Annotated in this window: 20 protein-coding genes and 1 tRNA gene; 13 read left to right on the top strand and 8 right to left on the bottom strand. The window is 35.3% G+C overall.

The genetic code is table 11. The annotated features are described in order from the left end of the window. Positions 1-292 precede the first annotated feature (292 nt). Positions 293-374 (bottom strand) — tRNA-Leu (locus A6M55_RS02655). 289 nt (positions 375-663) lie between these two features. On the opposite strand from A6M55_RS02655, the gene A6M55_RS02660 reads away from it, so the two are divergent. The 6 genes from A6M55_RS02660 (at position 664) to A6M55_RS02685 (ending at position 6,729) form a co-directional block, all read left to right on the top strand. After that, positions 664-2,883, top strand: coding sequence for a bifunctional (p)ppGpp synthetase/guanosine-3',5'-bis(diphosphate) 3'-pyrophosphohydrolase (locus A6M55_RS02660; protein WP_041694125.1), 2,220 nt, complete (start codon positions 664-666; stop codon positions 2,881-2,883). Positions 2,884-2,918: 35 nt separating this feature from the next. Beyond that, on the top strand, positions 2,919-3,443 hold the full coding sequence (locus A6M55_RS02665; protein ID WP_064196353.1) for a hypothetical protein: 525 nt from the start codon (positions 2,919-2,921) through the stop codon (positions 3,441-3,443). 64 nt (positions 3,444-3,507) lie between these two features. Then, positions 3,508-4,038 carry a hypothetical protein gene (locus A6M55_RS02670; RefSeq protein ID WP_064196354.1) on the top strand — a complete coding sequence of 177 codons (531 nt, stop codon included), beginning with the start codon at positions 3,508-3,510 and terminating at the stop codon, positions 4,036-4,038. A gap of 177 nt (positions 4,039-4,215) precedes the next feature. After that, positions 4,216-4,689 carry a Fur family transcriptional regulator gene (locus A6M55_RS02675; protein WP_015029767.1) on the top strand — a complete coding sequence of 158 codons (474 nt, stop codon included), beginning with the start codon at positions 4,216-4,218 and terminating at the stop codon, positions 4,687-4,689. Positions 4,690-4,797: 108 nt separating this feature from the next. Further along, on the top strand, positions 4,798-6,063 hold the full coding sequence (locus tag A6M55_RS02680) for an adenylosuccinate synthase (RefSeq protein ID WP_015029768.1): 1,266 nt from the start codon (positions 4,798-4,800) through the stop codon (positions 6,061-6,063). Between the two features lie 129 nt (positions 6,064-6,192). Beyond that, complete coding sequence (locus A6M55_RS02685; RefSeq protein ID WP_064196355.1) at positions 6,193-6,729, top strand: hypothetical protein; 537 nt, start codon at positions 6,193-6,195, stop codon at positions 6,727-6,729. On the opposite strand, the gene A6M55_RS02690 is transcribed toward A6M55_RS02685, so the two are convergent. Further along, positions 6,726-7,100 (bottom strand): VOC family protein, encoded by a 375-nt coding sequence (locus A6M55_RS02690; RefSeq protein WP_015029770.1) that lies wholly within the window; start codon positions 7,098-7,100, stop codon positions 6,726-6,728. The genes A6M55_RS02685 and A6M55_RS02690 overlap by 4 nt on opposite strands. Positions 7,101-7,192: 92 nt before the next feature. Here A6M55_RS02690 and A6M55_RS02695 point away from each other — a divergent pair, with 92 nt between their 5' ends. Continuing rightward, on the top strand, positions 7,193-8,989 hold the full coding sequence (locus A6M55_RS02695; RefSeq protein ID WP_064196356.1) for a DNA polymerase III subunit gamma/tau: 1,797 nt from the start codon (positions 7,193-7,195) through the stop codon (positions 8,987-8,989). A gap of 44 nt (positions 8,990-9,033) precedes the next feature. On the opposite strand, the gene A6M55_RS02700 is transcribed toward A6M55_RS02695, so the two are convergent. Beyond that, positions 9,034-10,260 carry a M20/M25/M40 family metallo-hydrolase gene (locus tag A6M55_RS02700; protein WP_015029772.1) on the bottom strand — a complete coding sequence of 409 codons (1,227 nt, stop codon included), beginning with the start codon at positions 10,258-10,260 and terminating at the stop codon, positions 9,034-9,036. Positions 10,261-10,412: 152 nt separating this feature from the next. On the opposite strand from A6M55_RS02700, the gene A6M55_RS02705 reads away from it, so the two are divergent. Then, positions 10,413-12,062: an amidase gene (locus A6M55_RS02705; protein WP_064196357.1), complete on the top strand. Its 1,650-nt coding sequence runs from the start codon at positions 10,413-10,415 to the stop codon at positions 12,060-12,062. A gap of 56 nt (positions 12,063-12,118) precedes the next feature. Here the strand turns inward: A6M55_RS02705 and A6M55_RS02710 are convergent, their stop codons facing one another. Beyond that, complete coding sequence (locus tag A6M55_RS02710; RefSeq protein ID WP_064196358.1) at positions 12,119-12,523, bottom strand: thioesterase family protein; 405 nt, start codon at positions 12,521-12,523, stop codon at positions 12,119-12,121. A 9-nt stretch (positions 12,524-12,532) separates the two neighbouring features. Then, on the bottom strand, positions 12,533-13,984 hold the full coding sequence (locus A6M55_RS02715; protein WP_064196359.1) for a M61 family metallopeptidase: 1,452 nt from the start codon (positions 13,982-13,984) through the stop codon (positions 12,533-12,535). Positions 13,985-14,081: 97 nt separating this feature from the next. On the opposite strand from A6M55_RS02715, the gene rpmH reads away from it, so the two are divergent. Together rpmH and rnpA are read left to right on the top strand one after the other, a co-directional pair. Beyond that, complete coding sequence (rpmH, locus tag A6M55_RS17180) at positions 14,082-14,237, top strand: 50S ribosomal protein L34 (protein ID WP_015029776.1); 156 nt, start codon at positions 14,082-14,084, stop codon at positions 14,235-14,237. Positions 14,238-14,367: 130 nt separating this feature from the next. Then, on the top strand, positions 14,368-14,733 hold the full coding sequence (gene rnpA / locus A6M55_RS02720; protein ID WP_015029777.1) for a ribonuclease P protein component: 366 nt from the start codon (positions 14,368-14,370) through the stop codon (positions 14,731-14,733). Here rnpA and A6M55_RS02725 read toward each other — a convergent pair. From A6M55_RS02725 to A6M55_RS02735, 3 genes are all read right to left on the bottom strand, one after another. Further along, a complete protein-coding gene (locus tag A6M55_RS02725; RefSeq protein ID WP_015029778.1) occupies positions 14,730-15,425 on the bottom strand; it encodes a LytTR family DNA-binding domain-containing protein in 696 nt (231 codons plus the stop codon). The two genes, rnpA and A6M55_RS02725, sit on opposite strands and share 4 nt — an antisense overlap. A 24-nt stretch (positions 15,426-15,449) precedes the next feature. After that, positions 15,450-17,006, bottom strand: coding sequence for a sensor histidine kinase (locus A6M55_RS02730; protein WP_064196360.1), 1,557 nt, complete (start codon positions 17,004-17,006; stop codon positions 15,450-15,452). A gap of 118 nt (positions 17,007-17,124) precedes the next feature. Next, positions 17,125-17,517 (bottom strand): helix-turn-helix domain-containing protein, encoded by a 393-nt coding sequence (locus tag A6M55_RS02735; protein WP_015029780.1) that lies wholly within the window; start codon positions 17,515-17,517, stop codon positions 17,125-17,127. A gap of 248 nt (positions 17,518-17,765) precedes the next feature. Between A6M55_RS02735 and A6M55_RS02740 the strand changes: the two genes are divergently transcribed. The 3 genes from A6M55_RS02740 to A6M55_RS02750 all read left to right on the top strand — a co-directional run bounded on the left by A6M55_RS02740 (position 17,766) and on the right by A6M55_RS02750 (position 20,885). Beyond that, positions 17,766-18,440 carry a ClpP family protease gene (locus A6M55_RS02740; protein WP_015029781.1) on the top strand — a complete coding sequence of 225 codons (675 nt, stop codon included), beginning with the start codon at positions 17,766-17,768 and terminating at the stop codon, positions 18,438-18,440. 168 nt (positions 18,441-18,608) lie between these two features. After that, positions 18,609-19,262: a ribulose-phosphate 3-epimerase gene (gene rpe, locus A6M55_RS02745; protein ID WP_015029782.1), complete on the top strand. Its 654-nt coding sequence runs from the start codon at positions 18,609-18,611 to the stop codon at positions 19,260-19,262. 3 nt (positions 19,263-19,265) lie between these two features. Further along, a complete protein-coding gene (locus A6M55_RS02750) occupies positions 19,266-20,885 on the top strand; it encodes a glycosyltransferase family 39 protein (protein ID WP_064196361.1) in 1,620 nt (539 codons plus the stop codon). Positions 20,886-20,941: the final 56 nt, after the last annotated feature.

Genomic DNA, 20,941 nt, shown 5'->3' on the forward strand with positions numbered 1-20,941 from the left:
TATTGTTTGATTTTTTTATCAACCTCTGGCTTATAGTCAGCTTCTGTGAGGGTAAAAAAAAAAACTTTCAATTTGCCTTGAGTAGAAGAAATTCTATCTAATGTAGTTTCCATTTAGGATTATTTTGATTTTTCGGCCTCTAGCGATAAGCCATCGGCTTTTGCTTTAAAAAGATTTCTAAATTTTTGAAAAAAGGCTTTAGGCAAAGCCAAGTGCCACACCCAAAGGTAAATGGCAAGTACATAACCTAAAAAACCCCCTAACCAAGCAAGGTTCAGAGGGTTTTTCTTCGTACGGGCGGAGGGACTCGAACCCCCACGCCTTGCGGCACCAGATCCTAAGTCTGGCACGTCTACCAATTTCGCCACGCCCGCATTTCCATGACAATTCCGAACTCGGTCGTTGTTGTTTGGGCTGCAAAGGTAGTGAGTATTTTTTATCTTGTCAATAGATGTATAGAAAATATTTTATTTTTTTTTGAGAATATATTTACCCATATTCATCGAATATTTTAAGGTTGACTATTCTTGGAAAAATATTTGTTCCTAAAAACTGAATTATTAACTTAGTGTTACGAAAATACAACAAACACAATAAAGAAAGGAGGTCGCTGTGGTAGAACAAGATGTAAGCAATACAACCGAAGTAAGTCATCAAGGCTCAATGATTGATATAGAAAAAGAACGCAACGAAATTTTATCTCGGTATCGCCAATTATTTAGAGCCGCCAAGCCAGTTCTGAAAGGAGATGACGCCCAAAAGATAAGAAAAGCATTTGATATTGCGGTTGAAGCTCATAAAGACATGCGACGTAAGTCGGGTGAGCCTTATATTTATCACCCACTTGAAGTAGCCTTGATTTGTGTGGAAGAAATAGGTCTGGGGGCTACTTCTATTATTTGTGCCTTATTGCACGATGTAGTAGAAGATACAGATATGACACTAAAAGATATCGAACAGGAGTTTGGTTCGAAAGTGGCTCGTATCATTGATGGCCTTACGAAGATTTCAGGTAATTTCGAACAAGGAACTTCCGCTCAAGCTGAAAATTTTAGAAAAATGCTCCTTACACTTTCAGAAGATGTGAGGGTAATTTTAATAAAACTCGCTGACCGCCTGCATAATATGCGTACGCTCGGCAGTATGGCTCGTAATTCACAACTAAAGATTGCCCACGAGACAATTTTCATATATGCTCCATTGGCTCATCGTTTGGGGCTTTATAAAATTAAGTCAGAGCTTGAAGATTTATATTTAAAATATACTGAACCAGAAGTATATAAAGATATTGCTAATAAACTCAAAACTACTAAAGCTACTCGTGACCGCTTCATTGAGACTTTTATAAAGCCCCTTGAGAAAAAATTGCATGATGCTGGCATTGATTTTATTATTAAAGGTCGCCCTAAGCATATCTATTCGATTTGGAATAAATTGAAACATCAAAAAAAGTCTTTTGAAGATATTTTTGATTTATTTGCTATTCGAGTCATTTTGCAAGGAGTTTCAGCCGAAAAAGAAAAATCGGCTTGTTGGCAAGCGTATTCAATCGTAACAGATGAATATAAGCCTAATCCAGACCGCCTCAAAGATTGGATATCTATTCCGAAAGCTAATGGCTATGAATCTTTGCATACAACAGTTATGAGCCACACTGGTCAATGGGTTGAAGTACAGATTCGTACTGAACGCATGGACGAAATTTCGGAGCGAGGTTATGCAGCTCATTTTAAGTATAAAGGGAATGATACTTCAATGGAAGCCCCACTCGACCGTTGGATTAATCAAGTTCGAGAAACTTTAGAGTCGGGTGATAAATCAGCCATTGAGTTTTTGGAAGATTTTCGAGGAAATTTCTATAATGAAGAAGTATTTGTTTTTACACCAAAAGGAGATTTAAAGGTGCTCCGAAAAGGGGCAACAATTTTAGACTTTGCCTTTGAAATACATACGGATATTGGTAAGCGTTGTACGGCAGGGAAGGTAAATGGTCAATTGGTGCCTATTAGTTATGTGATGCAAAATGGTGATCAGATTGAGATTCTAACCACCAAAAACCAAAAACCATCAGAGGATTGGTTACGTTTCGTGACAACCTCAAAAGCAAAGGCCCGAATTAAGGATTTACTGAAAGAAGAAAATAAAATCTATTTCAGTGATGGAAAAGAAATTATTACAAAGAAGTTAAAAACATTAGGACTCGAAAATACCCTTGAAACGCTCAATCAGCTTCGAGCTTATTTCAATAAAAAAGATTATAATGATTTATATTATAGTTTTGGGAAGGGCTATATTCAACCAGATGAAATTAAAAAGTTCAAGACTGAGCGTGAGGCTCGTTTGAATAAACAAGCTAAAATTGAGCTAGATAATAAGGCATTTTTAGATGCTAAAGCCTTTGAAAAAGAATTTAAGAAGGTAAAAGGGGTAGATACACTTTTTATTGGTGATGATTTACAAGAGATTGATTTTACACTGGCCAAATGCTGTAGCCCAATACCAGGAGATGATGTTTTTGGATTTTTGACCATTAATGAAGGAATCAAGATTCACCGTAACTCATGCCCCAATGCTCAGCAACTATTATCTCAGTATGGAAATCGGGTTATAAAAGCTCGATGGTCATCTCAAGTTGCCAAAGCATTTGTCGCAACCATTCATCTCGATGGTCTTGACCGTATGGGAATGATTCAAGATATTTCTAAAGTAATTTCAAGCGAATTACATATAAATATGCGTTCTTTGGCGGTTGATACGAATGATGGTATATTTACAGGCGATATAAAACTTTATATTCAAGATACTCGCCACCTTGAAACCCTCATGCAAAAACTCAATGGCATTGAAGGCATGAATAAAGTAACACGCGTTGATTTAGAGTAAAATTAATACCCAAAAAGAAAAAATAACCTATTATAATGAAAACCTCAACTGTTTTGATGGTTTGGGCTTTGCTATTGTGTTCTGCAAAAAGCTTTGCTCAAAAACCTGATACCTTATATGCAAAAAAAGGATTTTGGAAAACAGCCATTTACAAAGATTCAAATAAACTCACGAGCAAAGAAGTATTGGTTTTGTATGGCGATACGTGGGCTCCGAAAGTCAAATACAAATGGTCTAATATTATAAGGCCAACAGGAGGAGTAGCAATGGTGGGCGGAATAGGATTGATAGCCGTAGGCGTGAAGGGTTTAGATGTGATTACCGTAGTTGAGGGTAAACAAACGAAATACACACTTAGGAGTTTGCCACAAATGGCCGCCGGAGCGGGCTTATTAGTATTAGGTTTTAATATGGTTCTTTCATCGAATTTATTAGTTAAAAATTCAGTGGATGTTTATAACCACATGATTAATTCGAGTAAGAAAATGAGCTATATTGATAGAGTTCAATTAGGCATTACAAATAATAACTCAATAGGAGTGATAGTTTCTTTGAAATAGTCTTAACTATAATTTATCCCCACTTACTTGTCAAGCTAAGGCTTGGCTTATTCTTGAAATTCAAATGAAAAAATACATTTTTTTTATAATTATCTTTTTTTTATCAGTTCTAAATACTTTTGCTCAAACAACGCAGGATACAATTTATCCGAAAAGGGTATTTATCACTACCAAAATTTACAAAGACGGTATAAAACTTTCTACCCAAAGAGTAACCGATATATTCATGTTTAAAGGTACTGAGCAATCTTTAATTAAATATAAGTGGTCTAACATTCTAAAACCGATAGGTCCAGTGGTTACAATTGGAGGAATAGGTTTGGCATATGTGGCATTAAAAGGAAAAGACGCCACAAGTATAGTAGATGGAAAAGTTGTCGAATACAAAATTCGTAGTCTTCCTAAACTACTCATAGGAATAGGGTTAGTTGCAGGTGGACTAAGTATGATAGAGTCTTCCAATGAACTGGCCCAACACGCTGTTGATATCTACAACTCAAAAGAAAGAAAGAAGAAGAAAGTAAGTGTGATTAATAACATTCAATTTGGACTAACAGATAGTCACTTAATAGGCTTTAATTTAAATCTAAATTAAAGATTAATATTCTTAAGATACCCTTAAAGCACCATCTATCCTTGGTGCTTTTTGTATTTATCGAAGACTTTATAGAAAAAAATATAGCTAATTGCTTCATTATATTTTTAAATGATGATAGTTCTGTATTTTATTAGTAATTTTATCCTAAAATCATAGTCAAACGCATTTAGTAAAATGGTTTCTAATCCTTCAAATTTTGAAGCAGCAAAAAGTATCTTTACGGCTTATTTGGAAACAAAATTGCTTCGTAAAACGCCCGAAAGGTACGCTATTTTAGAAGAAATTTATTCGAGAAATGACCATTTTGAGGTCGAGGATTTATATATTTCTATGAAAAATAAGAAATATCAAGTAAGCCGTGCCACGGTTTATAATACCCTTGATTTATTGGTTGAGTGTGATTTGGTAAAAAAGCATCAGTTTGGTAAGAACTTAGCTCAATACGAAAAAGCCTATGGCTCGAAACAACATGACCACCTCATTTGTGTAGATTGCCATAAAGTAATGGAATTTTGTGACCCACGAGTACAAAATATCCAAAATATGGTTGGTGATATGCTGAAATTTAAAGTGATGCATCATTCGTTGATTTTCTATGGAACTTGCGAACGAACAGATTGCGAGCACAAAACCAAAGAAGCTTCTTAATCTCAAAAGTTTTGAAAGCGAGATGATGATTTTAGTTGTTGAAAATAAATACTTAGTTTTATTCGTAGAATAAGGTAATTCTACATTCTTAATTCTTACAATTTCAAAATGGTTGACATTCTTTTAGGCTTACAGTGGGGCGATGAAGGCAAAGGCAAAATTGTTGATGTACTTGCTCCGGATTATGAAGTAGTTGCACGTTTTCAAGGAGGACCCAATGCCGGTCATACACTCGAATTCAACGGTTTCAAACACGTATTGCACCAAATTCCGTCGGGTGTTTTTCGCCCAGATTGTTTGAATATCATTGGTAATGGTGTTGTGCTCGACCCCATTATTTTCAAAAAAGAAATTGATGGTTTAGGTAAATATAACCTTGATTTGAAGAAAAATTTAGTTATTTCTAAGAAAACAGCCATCATTATTCCTACGCATCGTTTGCTCGATGCAGCTTATGAAAAAGCCAAAGGTGCAGCTAAAATTGGTTCTACTCTTAAAGGAATCGGACCAGCGTATTCTGATAAAGTTGCTCGCCAAGGTCTTCGTTTGGGTGATATCGTTTCTCCAAATTTTGAAGAAAAGTACAAGTCTTTGGTTGAAAAACATACCCAAATCTTAGATTTTTACCAATTCGAGTATGATTTAGCGGAAGCGGAAAAAGATTTTTTTGCTGCGGTTGAATTTTTGAAAGAATTTAACTTACAAGACACCGAATACGTAGTAAATCAATCTTTGAAAGATGGTCAAAAAATCTTAGCAGAAGGAGCTCAAGGCTCATTGCTCGATATTGATTTTGGTTCATATCCGTTTGTTACAAGTTCGAATACAACTGCTGCTGGAGTTTGCTCTGGTTTGGGCGTTGCACCAAATACAATCGGTGAAGTTTACGGGATTTTTAAAGCGTATTGTACACGTGTGGGAAGCGGTCCTTTTCCAACCGAGTTAGATAATGATTTAGGTGAGAAAATTCGTCAAGAAGGACGTGAGTTTGGAGCAACTACTGGTCGTCCTCGTCGTACTGGTTGGTTAGATTTACCAGCTCTTAAATATAGCATCATGCTCAATGGCGTGACTAAATTGGTGATGATGAAAGTAGATGTGCTTAATTTCTTAGATGAGATTAATGTTTGTACACATTATCGTTTGCCAGATGGAACCGTAACCGAACAAATGCCATTTGATTTAACTGATATTGAAGTAGAACCAATTTACACTACTTTTAAAGGTTGGAAATGCTCTTTGGAAGGTATGCGTTCGTTTAAGCAAATTCCTACCGAATTAGCTGATTACGTAAATTATTTGGAAAAAACACTCGAGGTGCCAATTAGCTTTATTTCTACTGGTCCTGACCGTGAAGAAATCATTTTACGTTAATTAAGAAAAATGCTATTTGCTTGATAAATGTGCCTCGTTTTCTAAATGTGGCACATTTATTTTGTATGATATCTAAATGCTTATGGTGTAAAATGACAGGTTTAAAGCCTGTTCAATAATACTAAAACTATGACTTCAAATCTTGCCAATTATCTTTTTAGTAACGAAACGCTCTATAAAAATGTAGTTTCCGATAGCCCTAAAGTTATGGAAACAAAACCTCATATTGAGCCAAAAGTGCTTGTGCAAGAGCCAACTTCTACTCCAACTCAACTAGAGAAAGTTGTGAAACCTACCATTCCAACCTTCAAATTCCGAAATCAAGTTCTGATTTTAGCTGATACGATTTCAGATTCAGAAAAAGCATTATTGGTAAAGATTTTGGGTGCTATCGGACTAACAATTGAACAAGTAGATTTAATAGAATTAAGTAAAGTACATATGCCTGATTATCAGACTTTTGTCTCACAAGCAATTACCAAAAAAGTAATTAGCTTTGGGGTAGGGTTAGGGCGTTTGAACTGGAATATTCTCCTAAATATTTATCAACCCAAACAGATAGCGGGTGTAGATTTTCTTCTTTCTGATGAACTGCGTGTGCTTGATACCAATCTCGAATTGAAAAAGGTACTTTGGGGAGCCTTAAAAGCAATGTTTAGTAATTAAATTTGGCAAAGTTCAATAAAATTTCCATCGGGGTCATTCAAAAAAAGCTGTAATATGCCATCTGGTCGTGCTTTTATTGGGAAATACTTTACTCCGTATTCTATCAAAACTTTTTCAGCTAAATAAACATCACTTACCTCCAAAGCAAAGTGATTGCTTCTTACTGGGGTAAAAGTTCGCTCTGGTTGACGACCTATCAAGTGGAGTTCTCGGCCATTTCCTAAATCGAACCAAATAACTGGATAATCAAAATTAGGTGTTGGGATTTCTTTTAGATCAAGAATTTCTCCGTAAAACCTTCTACTTCTTTCTATTTCACTAATTTGCAAAGCCACATGATTAAAGGCTTTGATGCTTAATTTATTGCTCATTTTCTATTGTTTTTTCTTTCGCAAAAGTAAATAATTACATTGATTGAAAAGCCAAAAACACTTAGAATCCTAATTTTTTTGTAAATTGCAGCATGGAAAAATTTGTTGTTTCGGCCCGAAAATACCGTCCTATCACTTTTGATACAGTCGTAGGTCAGTCGCACATCACAACTACTTTACAAAACGCCATTCGAACCAATCATTTGGCTCAAGCTTTTTTGTTTTGTGGCCCACGTGGGGTAGGTAAAACAACTTGTGCTAGAATTTTGGCTAAAACCATAAATTGCCAAAATCTAACCGAAGATATTTCTCCTTGTAATGAGTGTGAATCTTGTAAGAGCTTCAACAACAATGCTTCTTTCAATATTCATGAGCTTGATGCGGCTTCGAATAACTCAGTAGAAGATATTCGTAATCTGACTGACCAAGTACGTTTTCCTCCTCAATCGGGCAAGTATAAAATATATATCATTGACGAGGTTCACATGCTCTCGCAGGCAGCTTTCAATGCTTTTTTGAAAACCCTCGAAGAGCCGCCAAGTTATGCTATTTTTATTTTAGCAACTACGGAAAAACACAAGATTCTACCCACTATTTTAAGTCGTTGTCAGATTTTTGATTTTAACCGTATTCAAATCAAAGACATTGCCGACCATTTGGCTAATGTAGCTATTAAAGAAAATATAAAAGCTGATTATCAGGCACTTGAGTTAATTGCTCAAAAAGCCGATGGTGGTTTACGTGATGCTCTTTCAATGTTTGATTTGAACGTAACGTTCTCTTCTGGAAATGGACTAACGTATCAAGCGGTCTTAGATAATTTACATATTCTTGATTACGATTATTATTTTCAAATGACCGATGCTTTGGCAGAAAGTAAGGTTTCGGAGGCGTTTTTATTATTCAATGAAATTTTGGAAAAAGGTTTCGATGGTCATCAATTTGTTGTTGGTCTGAATGAGCATTTTCGTAATTTGATGGTAAGTAAAGACCCACAAACCGTAAAACTTTTGCAAGTTGCTGAATCAATTCAACAACGATATATTGAGCAATCAGGTAAACTCTCGCTGGGTTATATCTTCTCATCATTGAGTATTGGTAGTCAGTTAGATATCAATTATAAATCGGCGAAAAACCAGCGTTTACATGTAGAAATTGGCTTGATGAAACTGGCACAGATTCAACAAGTTTTGAATTTGAGTGAACTTCCTAGTAGTAGGGAAGAAAAAAAAAATACTAATTTAGCTGTAAGAACGGAAACGATTTCTGAACAAAAACCGATTCCAGCGGCAGTTACACAAACAACTACTTCACAGGCTCCACCAAGTTATGTACCTACCGTACCAGTAGTTGGGCCGAAGAATATTTCGATGCCGAATATTCCGAGCCCTACACCGGGATTTCAGTCTGCTCGACCTTCGATGGCTTCTTCAAAGCTCCGCTCAACGGTTGATATCGAATCATCGGTTTTTAATCCAAAGACCAATGAGTCAGTTCCAAATAATAATGCCGATACTAATTTATTTAATTATAACGAGCCGTTTACATTTGAAGCTGCCCAACAGGCTCTATTTGCTTTCGCTAATGAAAGCGATTTAGAAACTTTGCGGGTAATGCTTAAGCGAGATTTTGAGTTGAATGATACTACTTTTCATTTGCATTTAGATAATCAAATTCAAATGGATACGCTTACACAAATCAAGCAGGACCTGGCTACTTTCTTGCGTCAGAGATTAAGAAATGTGTCGATACAAATTACAGCAGAAATGCTTGAAACAATCAGTGAGCGTAGGCCATATACCGCCCAAGAGAAGTTTGAATACTTAGCTAATAAAAATCCAGCCTTGTATGAATTGAGAGAAAAACTAGGTTTAGAACTAGTATTTTAAAATAAGAAAAAGTGCGGTAGCTGAGACTACCGCACTTTTTTTCATTAGAAAGTAATTTTCAGTATAATTTTTTCTGCACCACGCTTGATTTCGGCATCAATCGTTTGGCCTTTTTCAAATTTACCGAGTGCTTTCATGTATTCTTGTACATCATTGGTTGTGTTATCGCCCAATTTTAAGATAACATCACCTGTTTGTAAACCCGCTTTTTCGGCTGGTCTTCCTTTGGTTACGCCATCTACTTTTACACCACCTTTATCAAAAGCATAGTCAGGAATAATACCCATGGTTACTTTAAAACTACTGCGTGCATTGCCAGCATGCGGATTATTAGCTACTTGTATAAAATCAAGTTTGGGTGATTCATCAATTTTCTCAATAATACCTTTAGCTAGTTCTAAAACCTTTAGCTCGCCTTCATAATTGATTAAATTCGCATCATCGCTTGGCTTATGGTATTCTTGGTGAGCACCTGTAAAGAAAAACAATACAGGAAGATTTTTTAAGTAAAACGAAGTATGGTCTGAAGGCCCTACACCCGCAGAATCGACATTGTATTTAACTCCTTGATTTAGTGCTAATTGAGGCATATTTTTACCCCAAAAACTACTTGTACCCCAGCCTCCGATTGTTAAACCTTTGTCATCTCTGTATCTGCCAATCATATCCATATTTATCATACAGTTGACACTCTTTAGGTCAATTGTGGCATTATCTGCGTAATATTTTGAGCCAATTAAGCCCAATTCTTCACCCGAAAATCCGATGAATAAGAAATTGTGTTTTTCTTTGATTTTGTTTTTGGCATAAAACTTCGCTAATTCAATCAATCCAGCTGTTCCAGAAGCGTTGTCATCAGCCCCATTATGAATCAAACCTGCTGAATTTGCTTCAAGCGAACTCCCTTGGTCGCCTTTGCCGAGGTGGTCATAGTGGGCTCCAATCACAATGGTTTTATCTGAGCCATTATCTAAAAAGCCAACCACATTAGTAGCTTGTACATAACTTACGTTTGGGGGAAGCCCTTTTTTTGCAGGGAATTCTTGTAAATAGCTCCCTTTATCACCATAAGGTTTCAAACCTATTTTTTTGAATTGTTTTTCTAAGTAAGCGGCTGCTGTTTTGCCTCCCTCGGTGCCAGTTCCTCTTCCTTCTAATTTATCAGAAGCTAAATAAGAAATATGTTTTTTTAAATTATCAACACTTTGAGCATGCACAAGATGTGTACAAACGATACCTAAAACAGCAGCATAGTAAGCTATTCTTTTCATAAGTAGATGTTTTTTCAATTGATGAAGAAAAATTTTCCAATTCGAAGGCTAATATACTCACAAAATTGTTTGTATAGGTAAATACAAAAATCTCTTTTCTATTTAAACTTGTTTTTCTGTAAATTGTGATTTTAAAATCTATCATCAGCAAAATGAAAAAACTAATTTTACCCGTAGCCTGTTTATTTTCACTTACCTTAGGGGCTTTTATTTCTAAAGTAGTTGAGTTACCTCCACTTACTGTTGATGTGGTTAACCAAGCTGAAAAAATCTTAGGAATTGATTTTACTGACGCCGAAGCCGATTCGATGCTCAATGATTTGAACGATAATCGTAAGGATTTTGAGGCCATGAGAAAATTTCCTTTAGATAATAGTGTTTCTCCTGCACTTTATTTCAATCCATTGCCAGTTGGTTTTGAATTTGACAAAAATTATCAACCCTTTAAAGCTTCACAAATTGGTACCGTAAAGCTGCCAGCCAATCGCGATGATTTAGCTTTTTATTCAGTTAGAGAGTTAGGTGAATTATTGCGTACAAAACAAATTTCATCACTTGAGTTGACAAAATTTTTCTTGGAAAGACTAAAGAAATATGATGCTCAATTGCACTGTGTAGTTTCATTTACTGAAGATTTAGCCTTGAAACAAGCAGCCCAAGCAGATGCAGAAATTAAGTCTGGAAAGTATAGAGGTTTTCTACACGGAATACCTTATGGAGCGAAAGATTTATTGGCGGTGAAGGGCTATAAAACTACTTGGGGTTCTGTACCTTACAAAGACCAAATGATTGATAAAAATGCCACCGTTATTCAGCGTTTAGAAAAAGCGGGTGCGGTATTGTGTGCGAAACTTACGCTTGGTGAATTGGCCATGGGTGATGTTTGGTTTGGTGGTAAAACACTAAATCCTTGGGACTTAAAACGTGGTTCGAGTGGTTCGTCAGCAGGCTCTGCTTCTGCTGTTTCGGCTGGATTATTACCATTTGCTATTGGAAGTGAAACACTTGGTTCGATTGTTTCGCCCTCTACTGAGTGTGGCACAACTGGTTTACGACCTACGTTCGGACGTGTACCACGCACGGGTGCGATGGCTTTGAGTTGGAGTATGGATAAACTTGGGCCAATTTGTCGAACAGTTGAAGATTGTGCTCTTGTGCAAAATATTATTCAGGGTGTTGATAATCAGGATTTTACTTGTATGAATGCTCCTTTTAATTACGATGGCACAAAAGGTATTAAAGGAATGAAGATTGGGTATGTAAAAAGTGATTTCGAAAGAAAATATCCTAACAAAACTACCGATTCTTTAACCTTAACTATGCTGAAGAAACTTGGTGCCGAATTAGTTCCGATTGAACTGCCTACATTACCTTCAAATGAAATTAGCTTTTTATTAGGTGTTGAAGCTGCCGCAGCATTTGATGAACTTACTCGTTCGGGTAAAGATGATTTGATGGTACGTCAAGGTAAAAATGCTTGGCCAAATGCTTTCCGTTCTGCTCGTTTTGTACCTGCGGTTGAATATTTACAAGCAAACCGCCACCGTACTTTATTAATTCAAGAATTAGATAAAACGCTTAAAGGTCTTGATGTTTACATAACGCCTTCGTTTAGTAAAAACCTAACGATGACAAACCTAACTGGGCATCCATGTGTAGTTTTACCAAATGGTTTTCGCTCAGAAGGCCGTCCTGTAAGTATCACTTTTATGGGTAAACTATTCGGAGAGGCGAAGTTATTACAAGTGGCAAAAGCTTATCAAGATGCCACTGATTTTCATAAGAAACATCCAAAATTATAAGCGATTATTGGGTTTAAAAAATCAGGCACATCTCTAAGTTGTGCCTGATTTTAACTCTAAAAAAATGGAAGTAGTCTATCCGTAATTTCCTTCAGGCAGGTTGCAATTCGATTGTTTGAAGTTTTGACAAAAACTAAAGTAGTTTCGCCCGTATGTAAAAGTGTTTCTTGTTCATCAAATATTTCATAATTAAATATGATTCGCACTTTAGGCATTTCTTTAATAATTACCCGAATCGTTACCAAATTATCGTATTTTGCAGGAGCAATGAAGCGTGATTTATTTTCATAAACGGGCATGATGATTCCTGTTTCTTCCAAATCTCGGTATCGTAAACCCAATGAACGCAGGGCTTCAACACGACCAATTTCATAGAGTTTAGCGTAATTTCCGTAATACATATAACCCATTTGGTCTATATCGGCATAGCGAACTCGGTAATGATAATCGAATGAATACATTTATTTTTATTAAGATTGATACTTTATCAATTGGACTAAATTTTCTTCGTTTCTGATAAGTCGTAAGTTTATGTATGTAAGGTAAGAATTTAATAATTCAAATAATGATTCAGTACCTAAAATACATTGCTCAAAATACCATGTGAGTGACTCTCCAGCAACTTCTTCACAAATATCAAAATAATCTTGCATCGAATAACCACGTAGTGGGGTTCCATTTTCGGAAGCCCCAAAACGTTGCCATAGGATTCTCATGACATCATCTATCGAGCGACTACCTCCAGAGGTTCGTTGAAGATGTAAATCTAATATTTGTGCAGCAATAGCTCCTTTATGATAAACCGATACCTTTCGGTCAGGAATGCTTTGTGTGTAGCCATCGAGCCATAAATCCCATGAGGATTCAACCAAAGACTGCGAAGCACGGTCAGAATGGTCGAAATGACGTTTGTAATAAGTTTCTAATTCTTTCAAATATTGTTTTTCGTCAAATACGCCCGAGCGATAAAGCATTAAATCGCCGTAATAGGTGGTTACACCTTCGGCCACAAAACAAGTTGGGAAATAGTTTTCTTTCGTATAATCGTAGGGGAGAAGCTCTACTGGTCGAAGTTTACAGATATTCCAAGTATGGAAAAGCTCATGTGAAGCCAAACCTAGTAAATCTATGTAAAGCTCGTCGCTCAGTGAACCATTAAAGTCTTGACCGTCAGGGCCTAAAACTTGCATCGTTGAGCTTCGATGTTCAACACCATGATAGTAGGCAATTGGTAAAATCCAAGTAATAAAATGATATTCTTTTTCAGGAAATACACCGAAAAGCTTGATTTGTTCTTCAGTAAATTTCTTGAAATCAGTACTAATTTTCCCTAAATATTCTCTTGATAAATTACCTTCAAACCAAAGATTAAATTTTACTACATCAACTTCGTAAGTCGCATGTTTCAAATTGGTACTCACAATAAATGGCGAGTCTGCTAAATGATAAAAATCGTTAAAATTAATTTCGGCCTTTCCCTTACTTATTTTTTGAATATTATTGAGGCCCGCAATTACTTGGTTTTCAAGCAGGAAAAGCTCTAATTTACAAGGCTCATTAATAAAACCTTCAGCATAAACGCAAATATTAACTGGATTAACATACAAAATATTTTCATCAACATAGCTACTCCCCGCATTAATAAGATTTGCATAGTAATTATATTTGGCTGTTATCTCTTTTGCTCCGTTTGTTTGCACTTTCCAGCGGTCTTTACTTATTTTTTGTGCAGGTAATAACTTGCCTTCAGCATCAAAAACTTCAAATTTTTGAATGTTTTTAGCAAAATTTTGTAGTTCATATCTACCAGGCCGCCAAGCTGGAAGTTGTAGTTCAAGTGTCTCATTCTCAACGTTTTGTACTTGAAACTCAACATCAATAAAGTGCGACGACTTATTTTTTGAATATATTTTGTAGTTCATATAAGAAATTTTCTGTAAGGATTTTGTCTTTTTAAAAACATTTTGTACTTTTGCACTCCCGAATTAAGAATTCCAAGAACAAAAATAACAAAATATAATGAAACGTACATTCCAACCATCAAATAGAAAGCGTCGTAATAAGCACGGATTCCGTGAGCGTATGGAAACGGCGAATGGAAGACGAGTATTGGCAGCACGTCGTGCAAGAGGCAGAAAAAGATTGACTGTTTCTGACGAGAAAAAGCATAAATAATACAACCGTCAGTAGGTAATCTTTTATCAGTACAGAGCTATTTGATGTAAAAGATATTGAAAGCCGCCTTTTGGTGGCTTTTTTGTTTTATCGAAATGATATTTTTGCAAACGAAAAAGTTTGCCATTCAATGAAGCATACATTTAAGAAAAACGAACGACTTTGTAGTTTAAAAGTCATAGATACGCTTTTTGACAGAAAGAATTCTGCCAATGAGGGCGTTTTTTCTTATCCGATGCGAGTGGTTTTTCAACCCAAAGAATCTACCGATACAGACTCAACTACGCAAGTATTATTTTCGGTACCGAAACGGCAGTTCAAACACGCCGTTGATCGAAATCTTATTCGAAGAAGAATGCGGGAAGCGTATCGTTTGAATAAGTCGATGTTAAATGCTCATTTCAATATTGCTTTTATTTACATTGGAAAAACAATAGAAGAATATAAAGCCATTGAAAAAGGAATGAAAAGTGCACTCAAGAAAATAAATGCTTAGAGTCCGAGGCGTTGCCTAATTTCTGGGATTTTCTCCTCGTAAGATGCTCCAATTGATATTTCATTACCCGCCACCCAAACCGACTGGCGGGTAATTTTTTGCACTTTATTATAGGCGATAATAAACGAACGATGAATTCTAACAAATTGATTACTAGGTAATTGATTGATACAATCACTAATATTTTGTCGGCAAAGTAGTTTTCGATTCGCCAGCACATACGCCATATAATTTCCTTCTGCTTCTATATATAGTATATCGTCAAATAAAACTTTTTCTTCCTCGTATCCTGTTTTTATAAAGATAAAGTCCTGTTCAGTGGCTCCGTTTTTAAGTGTTTTTATTTCTAAAGCTTTATTACAAGCTTTGGTAAATCTTACAAGCGAAAAGGGTTTTAAAAGGTAATCAACAGCATCTAGCTCAAAACCATTAACGGCATATTCCGAATAGGCGGTTGTAAAAATAATCATTGGTGATTTTTGCAAAATCCCAACAAATTCAAGACCTGAAATGTCAGGCATTTTTATATCTAAAAATATCAAGTCTATTTTATTTTGTTGCAAGTAAGGAATTGCCTCAAAAGCGTCAGTAAACGTAGCTTTCAACTCCAAAAAAGGTACTTTTTGAGCATGAATTTCGATTACTTCTAAGGCTCTTGGTTCGTCGTCTATCGCAATTGCAGAGATATTCATATTTGGTTAATCAAGGGCTTACCCTTAGTAAATTCCTAAAATTAAAGATACAAAATAATCATTATCTGATACTTGAATATCAAGTGTATGCCGATTGGGATAAATCAATTCAAGACGTTTTTTTACATTTTCAAGACCAATACCATGATTTTTCTGCTCTGTATCTTGTTCATTTTTAGGATGTGTTGAATTATGAACTTTAAAATAAAGTCTTTGTGTATCCTGCGTTAGCGTAATATATATCCAAGATGGCTTTCTAAAACTAATTCCATGTTTGAATGCATTTTCAATGAATGGGTTTAGCAACATTGGTGCAATGAAAATATCTTTTTCGGGTTGCTGAATATTTACTTTTATCTCGATGTTATGATTTTCATCAATTCTCATTCGTTGGATTGCAATATAATTTTCCAAATATTCTACTTCTTTGCTTAGTGGGATTCTTTCTTGATGGTTTTCATTCAGCATAAAACGCATCATATCTCCTAGTTTTTGAATACCATCGCTGGTGCGTTCTGCTTGTTCTTTCAGAGAAATAGAATAAAGAGTATTTAAAGCATTGAATAAAAAATGAGGGTTTATTTGTGAGCGAAGATTATTTAATTCGGCAGTAGTTTGCGAAATCTTTACTTCAAAATTTTGTTTTTCATTGAAAAAAGCCCAACGAAGTCCAGCGGAAGATAATCCAATTATGTTTGGAATTGCATACAACGTTAAGAAAGAATCATAATCACGAACTATAATCATCCAAATGGCCATTAGTACAATGCCGAGTAGAATATAGGCACAAAACCCAAAGAAAGCATATAATGTATTATCTAGTTTGTTGTAGTCGAGTTTGGCATAATATGGAATGATTAACTTAAAAAATAAGTAATGAAAACCGATACTCAACATGATGATGAGTATCGACTGGAAAGTTCCACGGCCATTGATAACCAAATTGGCAATACTTCCTTGAAGCATCCAAAAAATAATTAACGCAAGACTGATACTGAGAATAAAATACCCAAAAAACTGATGTTTAGGTTGTTTAAACTGATTGTATAGTTTTTGATTATGATAAAAAACTTGTGTTACTGCTTCATACAGCAAAATAACAATGATACCCGCATAAGTATTTGTAATTAAGTGAAGTTTTCGGAATAATGAAAAAACTTTAAATCCAACAATTTCATGGAAAATATCATATCTAAAATCCCAGTAACGCTTCATGTAGTTATAAACAAAAACACTCGCAAAAACCAAAATGGCCGAGGCTACCAAAGAAGTATAAAAGATGTATTTTTGTTTTAATTCTTTATTTCTCCAACGAGGGAAAGCTTCATAATGAAATAGATACCAAGCTAAGAAGAATAAAATAGCAGAGGCAATAGTTGGAAAAATTGTGTTAAGGACGTGGTCATAAGATGCTAAATTTCTCCATATTATGTATGGTTGCACGCCTAGGTCTTCTACTCTTGTAACATCAGAATCGAAATCAGCGGCAATGTAAAATAAACGCCGAGTGATGTAAACAACAAAAGCGAAAAGGATTACTCCAAATTCAATTTGCCTAAATTTTTTTAAAGATTCGTACATAGCTTTTTCGTAATTTTCAACAAAACTATGCTCAAAATTTACGCAAAATATATAAATGTTACAGAAATACTCGAAAATGTGATGAATTTTTGCATTGCTTTGTTATTCCTCAGCAAGATTAAAATCCAATTTTTCTTCTTTCGGGTTCTTCTGTAATTATTTTTAAGACATTTCCTGCAAAACGACTTTCATATTTTTCCTTCCAATACGCTGCTACGACTTGCCATTTTTCTAATTCGGCCTTCAATTTATCGTTTTCGAGCTGAAGTTTTTCCGAAGAATTTAGTTCTTGACTTTCAACTTTCAAAACAGGAACATCTTCTTTCAATAATTCAATAATATTCACGCCCAATATCTTCGCTATTTCATTGGCTCTTGAAATAGTTAAGTCGGTTTTATTACGTTCGATATCACCATAAGCGGTGGTTGAAATACCAAGCATATCGGCCATATTTTCTTGTGAATAGCCTTTCTGAAATCTAATTTGTCTGATTCTATCACCTGTATTCATGTATCGTAATTATCTATATATGAGTGCCTTACAAAGTATTTTGAAATTGTAAAAGAAAATTATTTTGGTAAATGTTGCTTTTACCGAGAAAATATCTGAAATTCTGACTACAAATTTCTAAAAGAATTAACATCTTTGTATCGAACAATTCGGCAACTTATAAAGTTCTGAATTGAACTTTGGTAAGAAACGAATCGTTTTATTGATACAATTACTAATAATAGATAACAAGTAAAAATAGCAAAAATATGAATTTTGGAGAAGAATTTCGTAAGTATGCCGTACATCACATGGGCATGAGTGGTCTAGGAATTGACGATTACATTAAGCACAACGTTCAGAATATGACTCCTAATATCATCGAAGAGCGTCCGATGCGTTTTGCTGCCATCGACGTTTTCTCTCGTTTGATTATGGACCGCATCATCTTTTTAGGAACGGGTGTAGATGATTACGTGGCAAACGTGGTTGTGGCTCAATTATTATTTTTAGAGTCGGTTGATGCGAAAAAAGATGTTTTAATGTATATTAATAGCCCTGGTGGTTCGGTTTATGCGGGTTTGGGTATGTATGATACCATGCAATATGTTCGTCCAGATGTTGCTACTATTTGTACTTCATTAGCTGCGTCAATGGGGGCTGTATTATTGGCTGGTGGTGCTGCTGGAAAACGTTCGGCTTTACCACACGCACGTGTAATGATTCACCAACCAAGTGGTGGAGCACAGGGTCAATCACGCGATATGGAGATTACGGTGAAAGAAATTATCAAACTACGTCGTGAATTGTACGAAATTTTAGCAAATCATACAGGAAAAACTCTTGAGCAAATCGAGCAAGACTCTGACCGTGATTATTGGATGAAAGCAGAAGAAGCCAAAACTTATGGTTTAATTGATGAAGTTTTGTACCGCGAAAAATAATAGGTAACACAATTCTCTGAATTGTGCATATCGGCCACAATTTGTTATCGTTGATAATAAATTGTGGCACTTTTATTTTTTAGAATTACCTTTTGGAAGGATTTGAACAAAATAAAATTTCGTCCCACGACTTTTAGCCCTAACTTTGCAAAAAACATTCAAAATTTTATGAGTTCTCTTTCAAACGAGGTAATTATTGCCCCTTCAGTTTTAGCCGCAGATTTTGCAAATCTTCAACGTGACTGTGAAATGCTTAATGCGTCGCAGGCAGATTGGTTTCATATTGATATAATGGATGGCGTTTTTGTGCCAAATATCTCTTTCGGAATGCCAGTTTTGGAGGCAATTCAACGCCATGCAAAAAAGCCACTTGATGTTCACTTAATGATTGTTCAACCTGAAAGATATTTAGAAACTTTCAAGAAATTAGGAGCTGAAATCTTAACGGTACATTATGAGGCTTGTCCACATTTACACCGCACAATTCAGCAAATAAAAGATTTAGGTTGTAAGGCTGGTGTTGCACTTAATCCACACACGCCTGTAAATGTTTTGGAAGATATCATTCATGATATTGATATGGTGCTTATTATGTCAGTGAACCCAGGCTTTGGTGGGCAGAAATTTATTGAACATACTTACGAAAAAGTAAGAAAAGTACGCAAAATGTCACCTTCAGTAATGATTGAAATTGATGGGGGCGTTAATTCAAAAAATGCCAAACTTTTGGTAGATGCAGGAGCAAATGCTCTTGTAGCAGGAAGTTTTGTGTTTAGCTCTGAGAATCCGATTCAGACAATTGCAGACTTAAAAAATAACTAATAAATGCAAATACAGCAGCTTATTAGGCAAAATGCCATCTTAATACTCATTGGAATTCTTTTGATGGCATTTGCTTTAAGATTTTATAAAATTGGAGCTCACGGACTGGCAGGCGATGAGAAATATTCTCTCTTCGTGAGCCAGTTTGTTACTTATGAGGGTAATAACCAGCACGATTCAGTCCGAAAGCCTAATAACCCTTATTTCACACCAAAAGAATTTTGGTCAGAGAAATCATTGCCTGATTTTTTTGACTCAATTGCTCGTTTAGATACAGGAAACGGAGCTCTTTATACCTATTCTCTGCATTTCTGGACAAAATTATTTGGTGTTTCAGATACGAGTTTAAGGTTTCCTTCGCTACTATTTAATCTCTTTACGATTATCTTATTGTTTATATTCGTAAAGCAACATTTCCACTCAAAAAACTTAGCACTTTTGGTGGCTTTCTTGGCTGCTATTTCTCCTTTTTACATCAATTATTCGCAAGTGGCACGTAATTATAGCATGAATATGTTTTTTGCGTTGTTGGCTACTCATTTGTTATTACAATTAATCAATGAAGAAGAGAGTGACCAGAAACCCAAGTGGAAGTATTTAGCTTATAGCCTTAGTGTCTTAGCTTGTGAGCTTTGTCATTTAGCAACTTTTCCTTTGTTTATTATTCATGCCATTTTTGTATTAATGTTTTTTCGTAAGAAAAGAGGATATATTGGTTTTATATTGGCAGCTTTTATTTCAGTTGGAGGAGTGGCTTTATGGCTTAAATCAGATGGGGGTAGGTGGTTGATTGATTATGTTTCAAATAGTGTAAAAGTTTATAATCAAATGGCTCTAGAAACACCAGATGATTATTTGAGTTTGGCAAATCCAAAGAATATTCTTAAACAACTTAGATATGTAATTTCAGCGATGTACCTTTCAATTGATGGCTATCCAACAATTTCGGTTTTTCATAAGAAAACATTTATCGCTACGATATTAGCTTCGCTCTTCGTACTTGGTATTTATATTTGGGATTTAAGAAAAGCTAGTAATATTAATGCAATAAAGCTTCATGTTTTCTTACTCATGCTTTCTTTTATTCCAATCTTTACACTGACTGTATTTGCCTTTCAAGATGGCAATACTTTTAGAATCATGCCAAGATATGTAGCCTATTCTTATAGTTTTTCTTTGGTATTATTGGCTTTACTAATACAAAACCTTTTTAAAAAGGCTAATATTATCAGATTTCCAATTCTCCTTATTTGGGCAATTCAGTTTTTAATGATTTTGAAATTAGTAAACAATGTTTGGAATGATAAAGCCCCTCGATATTTTATGTCATTTCCTGAGCCTCGCAAAGAGAATCCTTACCAAACTTCAGCCAATTTAATTATTAAAAATTATGCTAAAGGCGATACAGTTTTGTACCCTTCGGTATTTGTTGAAAAGAGGGGAGGGCTTGGAATGCCGAGTTATTCAGTGGTTGATGCACAGTTAACGAATTTTTATTTACCTAAAGATTCTGAAATAATTCAGAGGGTAAATCTTAATGAAGAGAACAAAATTTATATTCAAAAACCTGATGGTAGTCAGCAGTTAATATTTGATTTTGAAGGTACCAAATATAGATATTAAGTGAGGTTAAGCACAAAAAAGAGGTGTCGGAATTTCCGACACCTCTTTTTTATTTA

The organism is Emticicia sp. MM, assembly GCF_001649495.1.

What these genes read in the sequence shown, in the direction of transcription:
- A6M55_RS02660 (WP_041694125.1), top strand. Translation starts at nt 664, where the DNA reads ATGATTGATATAGAAAAAGAACGCAACGAAATTTTATCTCGGTATCGC.
- A6M55_RS02665 (WP_064196353.1), top strand. Translation starts at nt 2,919, where the DNA reads ATGAAAACCTCAACTGTTTTGATGGTTTGGGCTTTGCTATTGTGTTCT.
- A6M55_RS02670 (WP_064196354.1), top strand. Translation starts at nt 3,508, where the DNA reads ATGAAAAAATACATTTTTTTTATAATTATCTTTTTTTTATCAGTTCTA.
- A6M55_RS02675 (WP_015029767.1), top strand. Translation starts at nt 4,216, where the DNA reads ATGGTTTCTAATCCTTCAAATTTTGAAGCAGCAAAAAGTATCTTTACG.
- A6M55_RS02680 (WP_015029768.1), top strand. Translation starts at nt 4,798, where the DNA reads ATGGTTGACATTCTTTTAGGCTTACAGTGGGGCGATGAAGGCAAAGGC.
- A6M55_RS02685 (WP_064196355.1), top strand. Translation starts at nt 6,193, where the DNA reads ATGACTTCAAATCTTGCCAATTATCTTTTTAGTAACGAAACGCTCTAT.
- A6M55_RS02690 (WP_015029770.1), bottom strand. Translation starts at nt 7,100, where the DNA reads ATGAGCAATAAATTAAGCATCAAAGCCTTTAATCATGTGGCTTTGCAA.
- A6M55_RS02695 (WP_064196356.1), top strand. Translation starts at nt 7,193, where the DNA reads ATGGAAAAATTTGTTGTTTCGGCCCGAAAATACCGTCCTATCACTTTT.
- A6M55_RS02700 (WP_015029772.1), bottom strand. Translation starts at nt 10,260, where the DNA reads ATGAAAAGAATAGCTTACTATGCTGCTGTTTTAGGTATCGTTTGTACA.
- A6M55_RS02705 (WP_064196357.1), top strand. Translation starts at nt 10,413, where the DNA reads ATGAAAAAACTAATTTTACCCGTAGCCTGTTTATTTTCACTTACCTTA.
- A6M55_RS02710 (WP_064196358.1), bottom strand. Translation starts at nt 12,523, where the DNA reads ATGTATTCATTCGATTATCATTACCGAGTTCGCTATGCCGATATAGAC.
- A6M55_RS02715 (WP_064196359.1), bottom strand. Translation starts at nt 13,984, where the DNA reads ATGAACTACAAAATATATTCAAAAAATAAGTCGTCGCACTTTATTGAT.
- rpmH (WP_015029776.1), top strand. Translation starts at nt 14,082, where the DNA reads ATGAAACGTACATTCCAACCATCAAATAGAAAGCGTCGTAATAAGCAC.
- rnpA (WP_015029777.1), top strand. Translation starts at nt 14,368, where the DNA reads ATGAAGCATACATTTAAGAAAAACGAACGACTTTGTAGTTTAAAAGTC.
- A6M55_RS02725 (WP_015029778.1), bottom strand. Translation starts at nt 15,425, where the DNA reads ATGAATATCTCTGCAATTGCGATAGACGACGAACCAAGAGCCTTAGAA.
- A6M55_RS02730 (WP_064196360.1), bottom strand. Translation starts at nt 17,006, where the DNA reads ATGTACGAATCTTTAAAAAAATTTAGGCAAATTGAATTTGGAGTAATC.
- A6M55_RS02735 (WP_015029780.1), bottom strand. Translation starts at nt 17,517, where the DNA reads ATGAATACAGGTGATAGAATCAGACAAATTAGATTTCAGAAAGGCTAT.
- A6M55_RS02740 (WP_015029781.1), top strand. Translation starts at nt 17,766, where the DNA reads ATGAATTTTGGAGAAGAATTTCGTAAGTATGCCGTACATCACATGGGC.
- rpe (WP_015029782.1), top strand. Translation starts at nt 18,609, where the DNA reads ATGAGTTCTCTTTCAAACGAGGTAATTATTGCCCCTTCAGTTTTAGCC.
- A6M55_RS02750 (WP_064196361.1), top strand. Translation starts at nt 19,266, where the DNA reads ATGCAAATACAGCAGCTTATTAGGCAAAATGCCATCTTAATACTCATT.